16 protein-coding genes are annotated in these 18,156 nt (G+C 37.2%); 5 read left to right on the top strand and 11 right to left on the bottom strand.

Going from position 1 to position 18,156, the window contains the following annotated elements; translation table 11 throughout:
- The first annotated feature begins 64 nt into the window (after nt 1-64).
- On the top strand, nt 65-1,966 hold the full coding sequence (htpG, locus tag RWM19_RS05545) for a molecular chaperone HtpG (RefSeq protein ID WP_294022845.1): 1,902 nt from the start codon (nt 65-67) through the stop codon (nt 1,964-1,966).
- A gap of 43 nt (nt 1,967-2,009) precedes the next feature.
- Here htpG and RWM19_RS05540 read toward each other — a convergent pair whose 3' ends face one another.
- The 4 genes from RWM19_RS05540 to RWM19_RS05525 are packed head-to-tail and all read right to left on the bottom strand — an operon-like array spanning nt 2,010 to nt 6,028.
- The gene (locus RWM19_RS05540; RefSeq protein ID WP_294022846.1) at nt 2,010-2,924 is read right to left on the bottom strand and encodes a DMT family transporter; all 915 of its coding nucleotides are present in this window, start codon (nt 2,922-2,924) and stop codon (nt 2,010-2,012) included.
- Nucleotides 2,921-4,321, bottom strand: a complete 1,401-nt coding sequence (locus RWM19_RS05535; RefSeq protein WP_313984655.1) for a bifunctional UDP-sugar hydrolase/5'-nucleotidase — start codon at nt 4,319-4,321, stop codon at nt 2,921-2,923. Before RWM19_RS05535 ends, RWM19_RS05540 begins: the two co-directional genes overlap by 4 nt.
- Nucleotide 4,322: 1 nt before the next feature.
- Nucleotides 4,323-5,498 (bottom strand): cation diffusion facilitator family transporter, encoded by a 1,176-nt coding sequence (locus tag RWM19_RS05530; RefSeq protein ID WP_313984653.1) that lies wholly within the window; start codon nt 5,496-5,498, stop codon nt 4,323-4,325.
- A gap of 23 nt (nt 5,499-5,521) precedes the next feature.
- On the bottom strand, nt 5,522-6,028 hold the full coding sequence (locus RWM19_RS05525) for a hypothetical protein (protein WP_294022849.1): 507 nt from the start codon (nt 6,026-6,028) through the stop codon (nt 5,522-5,524).
- 81 nt (nt 6,029-6,109) lie between these two features.
- On the opposite strand from RWM19_RS05525, the gene RWM19_RS05520 reads away from it, so the two are divergent.
- A complete protein-coding gene (locus tag RWM19_RS05520; RefSeq protein ID WP_313984649.1) occupies nt 6,110-7,054 on the top strand; it encodes a WYL domain-containing protein in 945 nt (314 codons plus the stop codon).
- A gap of 11 nt (nt 7,055-7,065) precedes the next feature.
- The gene (locus RWM19_RS05515) at nt 7,066-7,788 is read left to right on the top strand and encodes an NAD-dependent protein deacylase (RefSeq protein WP_313984646.1); all 723 of its coding nucleotides are present in this window, start codon (nt 7,066-7,068) and stop codon (nt 7,786-7,788) included.
- 10 nt (nt 7,789-7,798) lie between these two features.
- Here the strand turns inward: RWM19_RS05515 and RWM19_RS05510 are convergent, their stop codons facing one another.
- From RWM19_RS05510 to RWM19_RS05480, 7 genes are all read right to left on the bottom strand, one after another.
- Nucleotides 7,799-8,380 carry a manganese efflux pump gene (locus RWM19_RS05510; protein ID WP_313984642.1) on the bottom strand — a complete coding sequence of 194 codons (582 nt, stop codon included), beginning with the start codon at nt 8,378-8,380 and terminating at the stop codon, nt 7,799-7,801.
- Nucleotides 8,381-8,569: 189 nt separating this feature from the next.
- The gene (locus tag RWM19_RS05505; protein ID WP_294022852.1) at nt 8,570-10,039 is read right to left on the bottom strand and encodes an alpha-amylase; all 1,470 of its coding nucleotides are present in this window, start codon (nt 10,037-10,039) and stop codon (nt 8,570-8,572) included.
- Between the two features lie 9 nt (nt 10,040-10,048).
- Nucleotides 10,049-10,549 (bottom strand): hypothetical protein, encoded by a 501-nt coding sequence (locus RWM19_RS05500; RefSeq protein ID WP_294020059.1) that lies wholly within the window; start codon nt 10,547-10,549, stop codon nt 10,049-10,051.
- Between the two features lie 113 nt (nt 10,550-10,662).
- Nucleotides 10,663-11,646 (bottom strand): ABC transporter permease, encoded by a 984-nt coding sequence (locus tag RWM19_RS05495; protein WP_294022853.1) that lies wholly within the window; start codon nt 11,644-11,646, stop codon nt 10,663-10,665.
- A complete protein-coding gene (locus tag RWM19_RS05490) occupies nt 11,643-12,830 on the bottom strand; it encodes an ABC transporter permease (RefSeq protein WP_313984637.1) in 1,188 nt (395 codons plus the stop codon). Before RWM19_RS05490 ends, RWM19_RS05495 begins: the two co-directional genes overlap by 4 nt.
- Entirely contained in the window at nt 12,820-14,400 is a 1,581-nt protein-coding gene (locus RWM19_RS05485; protein ID WP_313984634.1) for an ABC transporter ATP-binding protein, read from the bottom strand. Before RWM19_RS05485 ends, RWM19_RS05490 begins: the two co-directional genes overlap by 11 nt.
- Before the next feature lie 206 nt (nt 14,401-14,606).
- Complete coding sequence (locus RWM19_RS05480; protein WP_313984631.1) at nt 14,607-15,725, bottom strand: BMP family ABC transporter substrate-binding protein; 1,119 nt, start codon at nt 15,723-15,725, stop codon at nt 14,607-14,609.
- Between the two features lie 218 nt (nt 15,726-15,943).
- Here RWM19_RS05480 and rlmD point away from each other — a divergent pair, with 218 nt between their 5' ends.
- Entirely contained in the window at nt 15,944-17,248 is a 1,305-nt protein-coding gene (rlmD, locus tag RWM19_RS05475; protein WP_313984627.1) for a 23S rRNA (uracil(1939)-C(5))-methyltransferase RlmD, read from the top strand.
- Nucleotides 17,248-18,138, top strand: coding sequence for an RluA family pseudouridine synthase (locus tag RWM19_RS05470; protein WP_313984624.1), 891 nt, complete (start codon nt 17,248-17,250; stop codon nt 18,136-18,138). The genes rlmD and RWM19_RS05470 overlap by 1 nt, the downstream gene beginning before the upstream one ends.
- Nucleotides 18,139-18,156: the final 18 nt, after the last annotated feature.

Below are 18,156 nucleotides of genomic sequence, written 5' to 3'. Positions count from 1 at the left end.
TTCTCATTCAGTGATACACTATATTAGCAGTCATAGCACAAGAGTGCTAAGGAGGTATATTACTATGGCAAAGAAACAATTTAAAGCAGAATCTAAAAGATTGCTAGATATGATGATTCACTCGATTTATACCAATCGTGAAATCTTCTTACGTGAGTTAATCTCTAACGCTTCTGACGCTTTAGATAAACGTCATTATCTCTCTCTTACAGATTCTCGCTACGCAACAAATCCTGAGAATTTAAAAATTACACTAGAAATCAAAAAGGATACACGCCAACTGATTATCGAAGATACTGGTGTTGGTATGAGTGCAGAGGAACTAGAAAAAAACCTAGGTACAATCGCAAGAAGTGGCTCTGCTGAATTCCGTAAACAACTTGAAAATAACACAAATAACGTTGATATTATCGGTCAATTTGGAGTTGGTTTCTATAGTGCATTCATCGTCGCAAAGCATGTTCTCGTAGAGACAAAGTCTCCAGCAGAAGAAAAAGGTTATGCATGGTCAAGTTCTGGTGAAGATGGATACACGATTACAGAGATTGAAAAACCTGAAGCAGGCACAAAGATTACGATTGATCTTAAGGACAATACAGAGGAAGAGTCTTTCGATGAATTCCTAGAAGAATATAAAATTCGTGAGCTCGTAAAAAAGTATTCTGATTATGTTCGCTATCCTATTCAAATGGAAGTCACAAAGTCTATCCCTGATCCAACAGAAGAAGGAAAGACAATTGACACTAAGGAACTTGTAACACTGAACTCAATGGTTCCACTTTGGAAAAAGCCAAAGTCCGAAGTAACAGAAGAAGAATACAACTCTTTCTATAAGTCTAAGTTCAATGATTGGGAGAATCCACAGAAAGTAATTCACTATAACGTTGAAGGAACACTATCCTACACAGCGTTATTATTCATTCCTTCTAGAACACCATATAACTTCTATTATCAAGACTTTGAAGCAGGATTACAGTTATACTCTAAAGGTGTATTCATTCTTGATAAAGCAAAAGATCTCGTACCTGATTACTACCGTTTTGTACAGGGTATCATTGACAGTGATGACTTAAATCTTAATATCTCCCGTGAGATTCTCCAACAAGACCGTCAGGTTAAGCTACTTGCGAAATCTATCGAAAAGAAGATTCATTCCGCATTAGAAGATATGTTAAAGAATGATCGTGAAAACTATGAGAAGTTCTTTGATAACTTCGGTTTAAATTTAAAGTATGGTATCTACCAAGATTATGGTATTCATAAGGAACAGCTCCAAGACCTTATCTTATTTAGATCCTCTAAGGAAGGTAAGTATGTCACCCTGAAGGAATATACAGACCGTATGGTAGAAGGTCAAAACGCAATCTACTATGCTGTAGGTTCTTCCGTGGATGAAATTGAACGTTCCCCTATCATGCCTAAGTTAAAGAAGAAAGGCTATGAAGTTCTCTACTTCTTAGATGAGCGTGATGAGTTTGTTTCTGGTATTATGCAAAACTATGATGAAAAGAAGTTCATCTCCATCTCTCAAGCAAATCTAGACTTAGATAGCGAAGAAGAAAAGAAAGAAATTGAAGAAAAGACAGCTGAAAACAAGGATATGTTAACAGCGATGAAGGATGCTTTAGCAGATAAAGTTAAGGAAGTACGTATCTCATCCAGATTGATTGATGATCCTGTATGTATCGTTGCGGATGAAGGTGTATCCCTAGATATGGAACGCTATATGGCAAATGATCCAATGAATAAGGATAGAGCGATTACGGCCACAAAGATTCTGGAAATCAATCCTAACCACCCTATCTTCAATAAGCTACACGAAGTATCTACATCTTCCCCTGACAAACTTAAGGAATATACAGATGTACTCTATGATCAAGCTTTATTGATTGAAGGATTACCAATCAAAAATCCAGTTGAGTTTGCCAAGAAGATTACAAACCTCATCGTAGACGCAAAGAACTAAATCATAAAAAAAGGCGTAACATCGCCTTTTTTATGTCTAGAAATTATGTTTCTTTTGTGACATTTACCATGTCAGAACGATCAGGAAGTTGTGCAATCACAATCGCAATAAAGATGAGTACACAACCAATTAATTCTCTGGTATTTAATACTTGATTTAATATTAGATACCCTGCTAAAGCCGCAAATACAGACTCCAAGGATAATAACATTCCCGCAATCGTTGGGTTAGCTTCCTTCTGAGCAAAAATCTGTAGTGTATACGCAACACAAGAAGAAAAGATACCCGTATATAGTAATGGAATATAGGCTGCTAAGATTGCGCCTATTGTAGGCTTTTCAATCACAATCATTGGAATCACTGTCGCAAATCCGCCAATTAATAGTTGTCCACAAGACAAGCGAACTGGGTCAACACGCGTACTAAAATGACCAATGATGATAATGTGTATCGCAAATAAGAACGCAGCTAGAATCAAGAATATTTCGCCAATTCCTATCGCAAGATTACCTGCCATACTTAAAAGGTATAACCCAAATAAAGCCATTGCGATACCGATCCAGACTTTTAAAGGAATCTTTTTACCAAATAATAGTGTGATGATTGGCACGAACAATACATATAGTGTTGTTAGAAAACCAGCTTTCGCAACTGGTACCGTCAACATTGCAATCTGTTGTACGATACTACCAATGGATAAGGCAAGACCACATAAGACAGAGCCTAATAATAACTTCTTTTTTTCTTCCTTCGTCTTAGGACGAATAACATGGGTACGTTTCTTGTCTAGAATCGGAATGATTGCTAGAAGTGAAAAACCCGCAATCAAAAAACGGATTGTCGAAAACGTCCATGGGCCAATATAGTTCATTCCTACATTCTGTGCTACAAATGCACAGCCCCAGATAATCGATGCTAATATCAGTAATAAATTACTTCTTGAAAAGAATTTTCTCATATCTTACCTCGATAGAAACGACTTATTTTCGCAGATTCAATAAACTGTACATCATCCAATTTCATCTCTAAAAGATCTCTAAAAAACTCTTTCGCAAAGCTTGTCTTTTTTAGCGATTCCCCTAGCATCTCATAGCCATATCCTCTCTGTAGAAAATCACTCGTTAGAACACAATATTCCTTTTCTTCATCAAGTGGTTTTCCATCAATTGTAATTGTTTGTAAATCACAATCCACTTGCACATTTTGGCTTACCGCTAATGTACCAAGTTCTTTTCCACGAAATCCTGCCCAACGATTTGGAGTCATATGGATATATTCTTCTTTTTGTGAGGCAAATATCGCATCCTTGATTTGTTTTCCAGACCATACTAAAGTCGTTGGATTTAATGGGGATGGAGAAACCTCCAAAAGATTTAACTTCGTAACTTCCTTTGCAATCCCTTTTGAAAGAATTCCATGATTGATCAAAGCCAAATCCGAAGGATATGTTTTCCACATCATATCCGCAAGCACATTCATTGCCATGCATTCATGTTCAATCGAAAACTCTAAATCTTGTGGTAAGACATAAAGAACTTTACTGAGTTCTGCGATTGCTATTTCAGTTTGTTGTGCCATCACAGATTCAATCTGAGGATCTTTTTCTTTCTCCACCACAATATTTTCTCCACTTGCAGACACAACATGATAATCATCATCTACTTCTAACGTTAATTTACCAAGATACTTTGCCCAACAACCACTTTGATGAATCCAAGTACCATTGATATGCTCCGCCTCATCCATTTCCGTATGAGAATGTCCACCAATAATGCAATCTAATCCATTCACTGTTTCCGCAATTTCACGGTCTTTCTTAATACCTCCATGGGATAATAAGATTGAAATATCATAGTTGCCCTTCTCTTGTTCAAGAATCTTTTGTACAAGTGATGTTGGTTCAAGCAATTTCATACCACACATATCTGTAAATGCAGTACTCTCAGGACTTTCTCCCCAGTAGGGTGAAATACCAATGATTAAAACACGTACACCACTACGCGTAAGAGTGATAAATGGTAAAACACCAGAGATAGGTTCTTTGTTTAAGCGGAAAAGATTTGCGGATAGTAAGGGAAAGTTTTGATTTGTCATTTCCTCTAAATACTCCATACCCGCAAAGAATTCATTGTTTCCAATTGCCATTGCATCATAACCAGCACTCTTTAATAATTCAATACCACCCACTCCATGGGTACCATTAATCATTACTGACTTCTGGTCGCAAAAATCTCCTGCATCAAGCAGGAAATCTTTTTCAAAATTTATATGTTTACGAATATAATGCACAATTGCAGAGAAATCCTCAAACTGACTATGTACATCGTTTGTATGCCAAATCGTTATCTTCTTCATATCAGCCCCCTGTATACGGATGATCGAATGTAATAACAGTATAAATCTTATTCGGATACTTTTCAAAGTGACGGTCAATCTCTACTTTGATTTGTTCATCCTCTAAATGAAAGCCATAAGGAATCACCAAATCAAAAACTAGATTGGTATGTTCATTACCTAATACAGTTCTAAAATCATGAACTGTAATTCCTGGATCAATCTGTAAAAGAATACGTTTTAAGTCTTCAAAATATGCATTTGTAATAGGATTATCATATTCAATAGGATCCATATGCAAAGTCATCATCACATGTAGTGTATCTCCAACTTCACGTTCTGCTTGGTCGATAATATCGTGAATCTTTACAACATTCATCTTCGCATCAACTTCTGCATGTGCACTACCAATCTTAACACCCGGTCCATAATCATGAATAATTAAATCATGAAGACCACGAATCTCTTTATGTTTTAAAATAATTTCACGAATTTGTTTTACCAACTCTTTATCTGCTGGTTTTCCAATGAGACGGTCAATGATTTCTTTAATCAATTCATATCCTGATTTTAATATTAAGCACGCAATCATCAGTGTCGCCACACCATCAAATGGAAATGTTGTTTTGAGTTGGCTTAACAACATCGCTACAATTGTAATTAGTGTAGACCATGCGTCATTACGTGCATCCTGTGCCGTCGCAATCATCGCAAGATTATCAATTCTCTTTCCAATCGTATGATTGAGATAACTAATCCACAACTTAACACCAATGGATAATACCAGTATTAACATGAGTACTGGTCGAAATAGAATCTCATTTGGTTCCATAATCTGCTGGATGCCCTGTTTGATTAGTTCAAAACCTACGGTAAAGATAACCACCGCAATCACAAAACTAACCACATACTCTACTCGACCATGCCCAAAAGGATGTTCTTTATCCGCTGGCTTACTTGCAATACGATATCCTAACACCGTCACAAGACATGTCATCACATCAGATAGGTTGTTAAAGCCATCTGACATGATAGAAACAGAACTTGTCATAAAACCAATTGCTAATTTTACGATGAATAATAATAGGTTTGCGATAATCCCGATAATACTCGTCACCTTTCCATACGCAAAGCGTACGGTTTCATTTTGAATATCCTCCGGATTTTTAATATATTTTTTTATCAGATAGTTTATCATAAGTACTTTCCTTAGTACCTATTTTAACGTAACGTAGCCTTCTTATCCAAGGTATTTGCATATTCTTTTGTAAAGAATAATGCGATTCCATAAGAACATAGTATAGGCATAAATACAATTGTGATAAATACCATTGTATAGCCAAGCTGTAAGGAACTTAATGGTAATACGACCGCAATCCCAATAAACACAAACATTAAAGATAAAATATGCCCTAATAATTCTGAAACTGTGTGGAAATGATACTTTACCCAATTTACCGCAAAGATTACAGAAGCGTATGCGGATACCTCTACCATTGGTAATGTTATTTGTAAACCAACCATACGGATCACTCCGCTTAGCACAATACCCATAACGAACATTTGTATTACGTTATCCTTCATCTTTTCATATCCAATAAACTCACAAGTTAAGAATGCGGATACAATACTGCATGCTAGTGAAGGTAGTGTATACCCATTGATTGCATAGGCAATTGCCAGAAATAATACCGAACGATTTACGAAATATAGTTGTTTGTTTGTCATACTCATCACCTTTTCTACATGGATTATCTTAGCAGTTAGGTATATAATTGATGTGCATATAAATGCACATCAATTAAGAATATGAAAAATACAAACGCACTCCCATCACAAATTTTAGAGATACTACGTCAGTATCCAGATCAAGAACATCTCATTTCAATGCCTGAACTACAGGCTATCTTAGAGTCAGAAGGTTTTCCTTCGAATCGCCGTACTATATATCGAGCAATTGAGATACTGCGAGAATACAACTATGATATTCGCTATGAATTTCATAAATTTTATTCTGGCTATTATCTCGTACCGTACTTTGATGAAGCAGAGCACTTTATCCTATCAGACTATTTAAGTCAAATCACATCTTTATCTAACAAAGAAGTTACCACATTACAAAATAAAATACAGACACTTTCCAGCCCATATCACAGTCTTAAACGTAAGTCTAATTCACATACAAGTAATCAAGATATTTTATCCAATATAAAATTGATTTTACATGCGATCAAGCATTCCTATCAGATTTCCTTCTACTACTTCGACTATACAATTTCCAAGGAAAAGAAATATCGCAAGAATAAAAAGCGTTATATTTCAACACCTTATGCAGTCACTTCCTACGAAGGAAAATACTATTGTGTACTCTATAGTGAGAAGTATCAATCCTTTACAAACTATCGTATTGATAAGATGGAAACTGTTCGTCTGATTGAACAACCAGTAGAGACAATCGCATTCAACTTAGATAATCACCTACAAACATCTATGAAGATGTATGCAGGGAAAGCAGAAACAATTACCATCAAATGTACAACTGATATAGCAAGTATCATCCAAGATGAATTTGGCAGTCATATGATTATTTCAGAAGTAAAAGACAACTCTTTTACAGTAAGCTTAAAAACAGCGATTACTCCAACCCTTTTAAGTTGGCTATTGTTATTCTATAATCGCGTGACAGTACTCCAACCAGCAGAGTTAAAAGAAAAATTATTAACAATCGCAAATACAGTAATCGATACCTATTAGAAAGGAACCCTATGAACGAAAAGATACAAGAACTTCAACAAATCATCGACAATTCAAATCATATCGTATTCTTTACTGGTGCAGGCGTATCCACCGCAAGTGGTATTCCTGATTTCCGTAGCACAGATGGACTCTACAATCAAAAGTATCAATTTCCACCAGAAGAAATCTTAAGTCACCATTTCTTCAAACAACACACAGAAGAATTCTTCCGCTTTTATCGCGATAAAATGCTATATCCAGATGTTAAGCCCTCTTTTGTACATCAGTATATCGCTACTTTAGAAAAGCGCAATAAAAAGGTTACCATCATCACACAAAACATTGATGGTTTACATCAATTAGCAGGTTCAACAAATGTATTAGAATTACATGGCAGTGTTTTACGTAACACATGCATGCAATGTCATACAAAATATTCGCTAAATGATATTTTAACAATGGATACTGTACCACACTGCCCAAAGTGTAATGGTATTATCAAACCAGATGTAGTCTTGTATGAAGAAGGATTAGATGAAACAATCCTAAATCAATCATTACATGCATTACAAACTGCGGATACCTGTATCGTATTAGGTACATCTCTTGTTGTATATCCAGCCGCAGGACTACTGCGTTATTTTGGCGGTGATAAACTCATCCTAATTAATCGTGACCAAACAAGTTATGACTCTACCGCAGATTTAACAATACATGATGACTTTATCAATATTTTTCCTAGTCTAAAATAAAAAGGTTATCCTACAATAACCCAATCCCAGTCACAAAGATTTCAATCCCAATGAGGATCAGAATCACCCCACCTAAAATGGATGATTTATTCGCAAAGGCCATACCAAACTTCTTACCTAGTACGACACCTACATAACAAATGATAAATGTTACAACTGCAATGATAACTGAAGTAATCAATGCGGAGGATAATGTATAGTCTGCAATCGTAAATCCAACAGATAAAGCATCAATCGAAGTCGCGATACCTTGAATCAGAAGTTTACGAGTACTAGCTTCATATTCAGCTTCATCCTCTTCCTCTTCTTCAAAACCATCCTTGATCATTCCACCACCGATATAGAGTAGTAAGATTAAGGCAATCCACGGTACAACATCCATAAAGATTGTAAAAGCAGAAGAAACCGTATGTACCGCAAACCATCCAATCATTGGCATTAAAAATTGAAAACCCGCAAAAACAATGGCAATCTGAATCATTCTAGATATTGCCATTTTCTTTTCGTTCATACCATTTGCCATTGATACAGAGAAAGCATCCATCGCAAGACCAACACCCAATAAAGCGGCTTGTATTAATAGTTTTATCATATCCATTCACTCCTATTGAATATGGTAAGGAACATGTTAATAAAAAAAGACCATGTATTACCAAAAAGGTAATCATGAGTCTCGCTAATTAAAACAAGCCAGGTTTTTACCAGTATGTTGACTTGCTGCACGGGCATGTGCCAGCTACTCCCTCAAATTACATCTATATTTTCGCCGAACACATTTCTGTTAGTCAAGGCTTACTTTAACTTCCAAAGTCTTTTCCAGCCATACACTAACACTTCCATCAGTACAGGAGAATTCTCCACAACCATCTTCATCAATCATAACTGTATTAATACAGTTTCCTAAAATATCTCTGAATTCCTTTCCTGAATGATTTGTACCGATATACATTCTCTTAGAACCACCACATCGATTACTTAGCACAACAGCCAAACCACTTCCACTAAATTCATCACTACCACTTCTTGTCCAACCAATTATATCTGGATTATCGAAATAGTCATGTTGTTCGCCATAAGCATAAAGTTCTCTAATCTTCATTAATGTAGGAAGCTCAGCTACCGCAGGAACATTCTTAGCAGGAATTCCGTATAAATCCCCATAGAATACACATGGCAAACCATCAATACGCAATAAAATTAACGCATACGCTAGTGGCTTGAACCATGATAAGACAAAGGATTCCAATGATTGTCCTGGCTCAGTATCATGATTATCCACGAACGTTACCGCATGCCATGGATCATTTTCTACAAGTGTTCCTTGAAACAACTGACGCATATCAAAGTTCCCATTTGTATCGGATGCGTTTAATAACTGATAGTGTAATGGCACATCAAATAAAGACATACAATCCGATGCATCCGCAAGATACTCCTGTAGCTTACCAAGATCACCATTCCAATACTCACCTACCGCAAAGAAATTTTCTCCTTTGTATGCACGCATGTCAGATAACCAATTCTTAAAGAATTGGTTATCAATATGTTTAACCGCATCTAAACGCATACCATTAATACCGGTAGTATCTAAATACCATTTACCCCAACGATTAAATTCTTGTAGTACTTCTTGATTTTTAAAATCAATATCACAACCCATTAAGTAGTCAAAGTTACCATGTTCACTATCTACATTTGAATCCCAGTTCTTTCCTTCAATAAGATAGACGGCACTTTGTTTCTTCTTTTCATCCCAGTCCGTACCATCAAAATGACTTGCATTCCAGGTAAATGTAGAGTACTTTCCTTTACGATTCGGAAAGGTAAATTTTGTCCATGCGGTAATTTGATAATCACCACCGATTTCTTCATTACGATTATTTGGGTCTGATTTAATGACATCTATCGTTTCTTCTGTATCACCACCCATTTTCTGATTTAGCACAATATCCGCTAGAACTGATATATTTTCTTTTTGCAATGCATCAATCGCATCTAGATATTCTTGTTTCGTGCCATATTTTGTAGGAATCGTTCCCTTTTGATCAAACTCTCCAAGATCGTATAAATCATAGACACCATATCCCACATCATGTACTCCACCAGCTCCTTTATATGCTGGTGGCAACCACACCAGTGTGACTCCCAGATTAGAAAAAGAAGGTGCCAGCACCTTCAGTTTATTCCAATGTTGACTATCATCTGGAAGATACCACTCAAACGCTTGTAATAGTGTATCGTTTTTTTCCATAGTAACCTCTTATTCAAGAGTTAGTTTCGCTACCTCTTTTTCAAAATATTCCTTTGTGTCTTCAATCGATAAATCTAACACAACAGAAAGTTCTTCATATAGGTATTTCTCAGCTATCTGTAAATATTCATCATCAATCGAAGCTAACTTCTTATGTTGTTCTAGACGTTCTTGATTACGTCCATACGAAGTCTTGATGATGCGTACTAATTCACTAATATCATTTCCCTTTAACAGTGAAGCATACTGACTTTTCATATTCGCAGGTTTACTTTCAAGAGTCTCTAAATCAGGTGTATCGATAATCAACTGATCAATCTCCTCTTTTGTAATTAAATCACGTAAGTGACCTGCTTTATTGGATACTGGAACCTGAATAGAAACAGATCCAGAAGTAGGAAAATACGGTTCAAGAATATAACATTGTTCTCCCGTAAAGTCACTGCGTTTCTTTCCTGTAATGCGACATACATCTCTTCGATAGACAACGATATCTTTTACTTTATACAAAGAAATCACCTACTTTCACCACTTCTATTTTACCACAATATCCATCTTTTTCCTAATGCGCCAAGAGTCGCAAAGAAAAGAAGTTGCCTGCCGCAACTTCTCCATCTTTATGATTAACGCGTTCCCTTATCGTAAGGAATACCTTCCGCCTTAGGTGCTCTAGATTTTCCACTAGAGAAGCCTAACACAATTAATACAACCAGATAAGGAATAATGTTATAGAAATACATTGGTAATGGTAGTCCTTTTGTGAATGGAATCTGGTTATAAACAACACTTAAACACTTTAGGAAGCCAAACATTAAGGAGCCAAACGCAACACCAAGTGGTGACCAGTTACCGAAAATCATAATCGCCATCGCTAAGAATCCCATACCAGCTACTGCACCAGAAGCTGTACCATTGGCAACTGTCGCAATATATAAGTAACCACCAAATCCACCTAACGCACCTGAGATTGTTGTGCCAAGATAACGCATCTTATATACATTGATACCTACAGAGTCAGCTGCCTGTGGATGTTCACCACATGCACGCAAACGTAAACCTGTCTTCGTCTTATACAAGAAGATAGATAAGATAATAAATAATACAATTGCGATAAAGGTCGAAATATACGCCTTATCAAATAGTACCGAAAAGATACCTGTCGCTTCTTTATTTTGGATAACATAACCAAAGTCATGACGTTGTCCAAGGGAGTCGACAGCTGTACCCATCTCTAACTGATCTTTACTTGTAAATACCTTGATAAAGAATAGTGCAACAGCTGGCGCAAGAAGATTTAATGCAGTACCAGCAATTGTCTGATCTGCTTTAAACTTAATCGCAGATACAGATAATAGAAGCGAGAATAATGCCCCTGCAACAGCTGCCGCAAGCATCGCTACCACAAACATAATCTGATTATGGTCAACGAAGAACGGAACGTTCTGTCGTAATAATAGTGTCACAACTGCACCAATGAAGGCACCAAAAATCATAATACCGTCTAATGCAATGTTGATGATACCACTACGTTCCGCAAACATACCTGCTAAGGCAACGATCAATAGCGGAATGGTAAAAATCAATGTTTTCTGAAGAATAAAAATCATTTCTTTTCCTCCTTGCTATTTTTGATCTCTGTCTCAATTTCTTGTAAGGATTTCTTCTTCGTGCTTAGTAACATACTGATATATCTTGCAAAGCCTGAGAAGTATACAATCATCGCTACCATTAACTGAGATACATATTCATTAAATGCAGTATTCGCTGCAAGGTTTGATCCACCTACGTTGATATACTTTAAGAAAATTGCAGTAAAGATAATGCCGATAGGATTATTTCCTGCAAGCAAGGCTGCTGGGATACCATTGAATCCATCCACTGGTAATGTCTGGTATGTTTCCCACTTAAAGTCTTGATGACCATTGAGGCACCAGATAGAAGCACCCATCGCCGCAAGACCACCAGCGATAGCCATCGCTAGAAGTAGATTTCTCTTTTCATTCATGCCTGCATACTTTGCACCATCACGGTTGTATCCGCAAGCCTTCAGTTCATATCCAAACGTCGTCTTATTCATCACAACATAAAGTGCGATAGCTACACAGATTGCTAGGAAGATACTTGCGTCTGCATAGGATACAACAGAGCCACCTGAGAAGATCTTATCTAATCCAAATGTTGCCGTTGCGATATTATTTACTTCTGTTTTCATAATGAAGTTTACTTTTGATTCCGCAACGTTGATAAACTTGGAACCATTAAATACCCAGCTAACTACGTTAGCTGCGATCCAGTTTGTCATAATACAAACAATAACTTCATTAACATTGAGATATGCTTTGAAGAAGCCAGGAATCGCACCCCAAAGTGCACCAGCTAACGTACCGCAAATTAATGCAAGTAACCAAATCACTGGAGATGGAACCGTTGCGGATGGAATCGATAATGAAACAATCAATGTTACCATCGCACCCATTAAGTACTGTCCTGGAGCACCAATATTAAATAAACCCGTCTTAAATGCAATACATGCAGATAAACCCGTTAGAATTAATGGAGTTGCATTAAACAACATGTTCCCAAACTGGAATAGTGAGTTACCACCACCAGAGAACGGTCCACCAAGAACAATCAGAATACCGCGTACTGCTTCCGCAAATCCAATACGAGGATTAAATACAGATAGTAATACAAGAACAACAAATCCAACAAAGATACCGCCGAAGATACACAGGAAAGAAGCACTTAGCGACTTCAATCCCTCAGAGGATTTTTTATTTTTATTTTTCATCGCTCTTCTCCTCCTTACCATTACGCTTCGCACCAGCCATATATAGACCTAACTCTTGTACTGTTGTCTTCTTTGGGTCTAGTTCACCGACAATTTCACCTTCATACATGACAAGAATACGGTCAGATAAGTTCATAACTTCATCTAATTCTAGAGAAACAAGTAATACACCTGCTCCACTATCACGACTTTGAATAATCTGTTTATGAATATACTCAATCGCACCAACGTCTAGACCACGTGTAGGCTGTACCGCAATCAATAAATTGTGCTTACGGTCTAATTCACGAGCAATAATAGCCTTCTGTTGGTTACCACCAGACATACTGCGAGAAATTGTAATTGGTCCTTGACCGCTACGTACGTCGTATTCTTGAATGAGTCTTTCCGCATACTTCCGAACTTCCTTGAACCGAATCATGCCATGACTTTGGAACTCTGGTTCAAGATACCGTTGTAAAACTAAATTTTGTTCTAAGGTATAATCCAAAATTAAGCCGTGTTTATGGCGGTCTTCTGGAATATGAGATATACCATGTGTATTCTTATAACGAATTGACGTATGAGATACGTCTCTCATTTCACCATCAATATTAAGCTTTACCTTACCACTCTTAATCTTTTCAAGACCAGTGATTGCATGTACTAACTCCGTCTGACCATTCCCATCAATACCTGCAATACAAACAATCTCACCCTTACGTACCTTGAAAGATACGTCATGAATACTATCCTTCTTATGAATCTTATCAAAGACACATAAGTTCTCCAGTTCTAACACTTCTTCAGTAGGATTGCTTTCCTTCTTATCAACAACGAACTTAACATCACGACCAACCATCATATTTGATAGTTCTTCCTTCGTTGTATTCTTCACATCAACCGTACCAATATACGCACCCTTACGAAGTACTGAGCAGCGATCTGCCACCTGCATAATCTCATTTAACTTATGCGTGATAAATAAGATTGACTTTCCTTCCTTTGCAAGACTCTTCATGATTTGCATGAGCTCTTCAATTTCTTGTGGTGTTAATACAGCCGTAGGTTCATCAAAAATTAAAATATCATTATCACGGTATAACATCTTTAGGATTTCTGTACGCTGTTGCATACCTACCGTAATATTTTCAACTAGCGCATCTGGATCAACGTTTAATCCATAAGACTTCGATAACGCAACAACCTTTTTACGTGCTTCCTTCTTACTGATAAAGCCAAGCTTTGTTGTTTCGACACCAAGAATAATATTTTCTAAAACAGTAAACACCTGCACTAACTTAAAGTGCTGATGTACCATTCCAATGCCCAAATCATTCGCATCATTTGGATTATTGATTTGAACTGGCTTTCCATTCTTATAAATCTGTCCCTCTTCTGGTTGATATAGACCGAAAAGAACACTCATCAAAGTACTCTTACCAGCACCATTTTCACCCAAAAGTGCATGAATTTCACCCTTCTTTAACTGCAATGTAATATTGTCATTCGCGATAATACCCGGGAAAATCTTGGTAATATTGCGCATTTCAATAATATAGGGAGATTCATGAACTACATTTTCATCCATAGTATATCCTCCATTACTGATGATGTAATAATCAATTTTTTCTTGTTGTAAGATAATTATACATGATATTTTTGCAAGGTTATATGAGCAGTTTTATATCACGTATCTTTGATACAGGATATAAAACCGTCCTTGCATACAACAAGAATATACAAATACAGGGATGATAGCGTTACTATCATCCCTGTAAAGAACTTATGACTTCATTACGCTTCAAAATCAATTGTTACGTTTGGAATGCCCTTCAACCAGTCAGCGTTGTTTGCGTCATCCGGTGTCTTAGAATCTGGTACGATTTCACCGTCAGCAACCTTCTTGAACAATGCCTTGTATTGTTCAACTGTGAAGTTCTTCATTGACCATGTGTCTTCTGGCAAGCCTGTAGCACCTTCAGCTGCGCCGAGGTTCTGAGCCTTATCAGCAAGTTCACTGTCCCACTTATCATCATAGAATTGACCTAAAATACGTTCAACAGATGCACTTAAGCCCTTCATAGCACTTGTAATAACCTTTGAACTTTCAGCAGACTGGTCAACGTCTACACCGATAATCTTTGCATTTTCATATTCAGAAGCTGCAGATAATACAGACTGGAACATTGATCCACCACATGCGAATACAACTTCAGTTCCAGATGCATACCAACCAGCAATCTGTGTCTGTAATTCTGTTGAAGCTGAGAATGTAGAACCATACTTATAGGAGTACTTGATTTCTACTGTGATTCCCTTTTCCTTCGCAGCAGCACTTGCGCCTTGAACGAAACCATAACCGAAACGATTACATGCAGGGTTAGCGCCTCCGCCTCCACCTGTATAACCTAGTTTTGTATAGCCTTCCATTACTGCAGCGTATCCAGCAAAGTAACCAGCTTCCTGTTCCTTATAAACAATAGCTGTAACGTTTAGTAGACCTAAAGCCCAACCATCAACGAATGCAAATTTAACATCAGGGTTTTCCTTAGCAACTGTTTCCATTGCCTTAGCCTGTAAGAATCCTGGAGCCACAATGATCTTCGCACCATTTTCGATAGCCTGCTTCATCGCATCGATACGATCATTATCTGTTGCGTCTGCACCGTTGGCTGGCTGATAGTAATTGTGTGTTAACTTGTGGTCTTCCGCATACTTTACAGCACCTTCATAAGTACCTTGGTTGAAGCCTTTGTCCATTAACTGACCAACGTCAGTAACAACCGCAATTTCAGCAGTAGCCTTGCCTGAACCTGTTTCTGTAGCAGTACTGTTCTTTGCAGTATCTCCGCCACAACCTGCCATCGTTGCAATCATTGCAAGTGATAGCACAGAAGTTAATAATTTCTTCATGATAATTCTTTCCCTTTCTTTGTCAGAATTTTCTGACTCCCGTTATATCCATTTTAAAACGTAACGAAAGCGTTTGCAACAACCCAATCTTGAACTTCCTCTTTTCTGGTTATTAAATTTAATCTTTAATTTGCCATTTTATCTATTAAGAACGATAAAAGCGTGATACGCTAAACACAGATATTGTAGAAAGAAGCTTTTAAGCAAATGAGGTCACTATGAAAGTAGAATTTAAAAAGTTAGGAATCAACGGCGAAGGAATCGGTTTTATCAATCGAAAACCAGTGTTCTGTGATGGAGTATTACCAGAAGAAATAGCAGAAGTTGAAATCATCGAAGAGAAACCAAAATACGCAATGGCTCACCTCAAGCGACTTATCACGAAATCACCAGATCGTATTGAATCCCCTAGTCCACTAGAACAAGCACATGGTTGCCCTCTCTTTATTTTGGATTACCAAAAACAATTACGTCACAAACAAGACATTCTTGAACAAGCATTATTTAAATATGGAAATGTAAAACGTTCCTTCGTGCGTGATATGCACGCAAGTGAAAAGCAAGTTGGTTATCGCTCTCAATGTAAACTACCAGTCCAGAAATCACATGATGTATTGGTCAATGGTATGTATGAACCAAAGACAAACCACTTCCATCCTATCGAACATTTCTTAATCCATGATCCAAAGCTAGAAGAAATCCGTAAAGAAATCTTACGTATCCTCAACGAAGAAGGCTATGATGCCTACAACCAGAGATCACAAAAAGGACTACGCTATATCGTTCTACGTGTGATCGATGGCAAAGCACAGTGTACCCTTATCACCGGTAAAGAATATATCCCTTCTATCATCATTGATAGAATCATGGAAATTCCTGGTATGGAATCCCTATGTCAATCCTTTAATACCAATCGTAAGACAAATCAGATATTTGGTTCACCCGCAAAAGTACTTGCAGGACAACATGCATTAACCATCTCCATGGACCAGATTCAACTTCAACTTTCAGCAAAATCCTTCTTCCAGTTAAACATTGACCAAGCCGAAAAGATGTATCAGATGGCAATCAGTAAGATTGACCCATGCAAGGTATTAGTAGAAGCTTATTGCGGTATCGGTACGATGGCACTTATGGCCAAGGATAAGGCAAATGTAGTTTATGGTATTGAATCTGTTCCAAGTGCAGTTGAAAATGCCACAAACAACGCAAGACTAAACAACATCACAAACACAGAATTTATCTGTGATGATGCGGCACATGGCTTACGCAAGATTGCGATGAAGAAGACAGTTGACTGCTTATTAGTTGATCCACCTCGCAGTGGTATGGATGATGAAATGCTAGATACCATCATGCATGTATTACCAAAGAAGATTGTATATATCTCTTGTAACCCTTCCACCCTTGCAAAGAACCTCAAAGTACTCAAGCAACGCTATCACGTAGTGACTGTAATTCCATATGACTTATTCCCACAGACACCACTTGTAGAATCTATTACAGTATTGGAGTTAGGTTAATGAAATACCTCATAAAAGACAATGCGATTACGATTGATCCAGAAGGAAAATACCTCAAAAAAACAGTAGAAGATTTTCTAAACGATTACTATCAATCGAAGAAAAACAAATATCTTCTACTGTTAAATAAACAAATTTTATTAGATGGTATCCCCGTCAAACACAGTAAAGAATTCATTGACCACAAAACTATCACAATCACCTTTCCAGAAAGTACAGTCGATTGGATTCCTGCAGAAACAGAATGTAAAGTCGTATATGAAGACGCATTCATCTATATCGTGCATAAAGATGCAGGCATGATTATCCATGGTGATCCTGGAGATACAACATGCTTGAATGCTTATGCGGCTAGATACCAGATCAACCATGGCATCAAACAACCAGTACGACCAATTCACCGTTTAGATAAAGATACGGTTGGACTTGTCATCTACTCAAAGATTCCATTTTTCCAACCATGGTTTGACACACAACTTTCTAGTAAGAAAATTCATCGTCACTACCTAGCAATTACAAATGGTAATATTGATCCAAACTTCCGTATGACAATCAATAAGCCACTAGGAAGAGACCGTCATAACAATGGTATGTATCGCATTTCTTCAACAGGAGTTGAAGCTATCACACGCGTAGAAGCACTAGGCAATTATCAATCCTACAGTTTACTGGGATGTACACTTGAAACAGGTAGAACTCACCAAATCCGTGTTCATCTTTCCAGCATTGATCATCCTATCGTCAATGACGTACTCTATGGAATTAAAACAAAAGATTTCCCAGCTATGGGCTTATGGGCAGACTGGATTGCATTTAGAAATCCAATTACTAATAAAAAGCACAAGATTTTTGATCAACCAAATCCAATGTATGAACCATTCAAAAAGTAGATGACCAGCATCTACTTT

This window comes from uncultured Solobacterium sp. (assembly GCF_963517755.1).
Taxonomy (GTDB): Bacteria; Bacillota_I; Bacilli_A; order Erysipelotrichales; family Erysipelotrichaceae; genus Bulleidia.
This window is presented reverse-complemented; position numbering and strand designations above follow the sequence as displayed.

Coding starts and splice junctions, on each gene's coding strand:
- htpG (WP_294022845.1), top strand. CDS start 65: ATGGCAAAGAAACAATTTAAAGCAGAATCTAAAAGATTGCTAGATATG.
- RWM19_RS05480 (WP_313984631.1), bottom strand. CDS start 15,725: ATGAAGAAATTATTAACTTCTGTGCTATCACTTGCAATGATTGCAACG.
- RWM19_RS05520 (WP_313984649.1), top strand. CDS start 6,110: ATGAAAAATACAAACGCACTCCCATCACAAATTTTAGAGATACTACGT.
- RWM19_RS05485 (WP_313984634.1), bottom strand. CDS start 14,400: ATGGATGAAAATGTAGTTCATGAATCTCCCTATATTATTGAAATGCGC.
- RWM19_RS05510 (WP_313984642.1), bottom strand. CDS start 8,380: ATGATAAAACTATTAATACAAGCCGCTTTATTGGGTGTTGGTCTTGCG.
- RWM19_RS05530 (WP_313984653.1), bottom strand. CDS start 5,498: ATGATAAACTATCTGATAAAAAAATATATTAAAAATCCGGAGGATATT.
- RWM19_RS05535 (WP_313984655.1), bottom strand. CDS start 4,321: ATGAAGAAGATAACGATTTGGCATACAAACGATGTACATAGTCAGTTT.
- RWM19_RS05505 (WP_294022852.1), bottom strand. CDS start 10,039: ATGGAAAAAAACGATACACTATTACAAGCGTTTGAGTGGTATCTTCCA.
- RWM19_RS05470 (WP_313984624.1), top strand. CDS start 17,248: ATGAAATACCTCATAAAAGACAATGCGATTACGATTGATCCAGAAGGA.
- RWM19_RS05490 (WP_313984637.1), bottom strand. CDS start 12,830: ATGAAAAATAAAAATAAAAAATCCTCTGAGGGATTGAAGTCGCTAAGT.
- RWM19_RS05495 (WP_294022853.1), bottom strand. CDS start 11,646: ATGATTTTTATTCTTCAGAAAACATTGATTTTTACCATTCCGCTATTG.
- rlmD (WP_313984627.1), top strand. CDS start 15,944: ATGAAAGTAGAATTTAAAAAGTTAGGAATCAACGGCGAAGGAATCGGT.
- RWM19_RS05525 (WP_294022849.1), bottom strand. CDS start 6,028: ATGACAAACAAACAACTATATTTCGTAAATCGTTCGGTATTATTTCTG.
- RWM19_RS05515 (WP_313984646.1), top strand. CDS start 7,066: ATGAACGAAAAGATACAAGAACTTCAACAAATCATCGACAATTCAAAT.
- RWM19_RS05540 (WP_294022846.1), bottom strand. CDS start 2,924: ATGAGAAAATTCTTTTCAAGAAGTAATTTATTACTGATATTAGCATCG.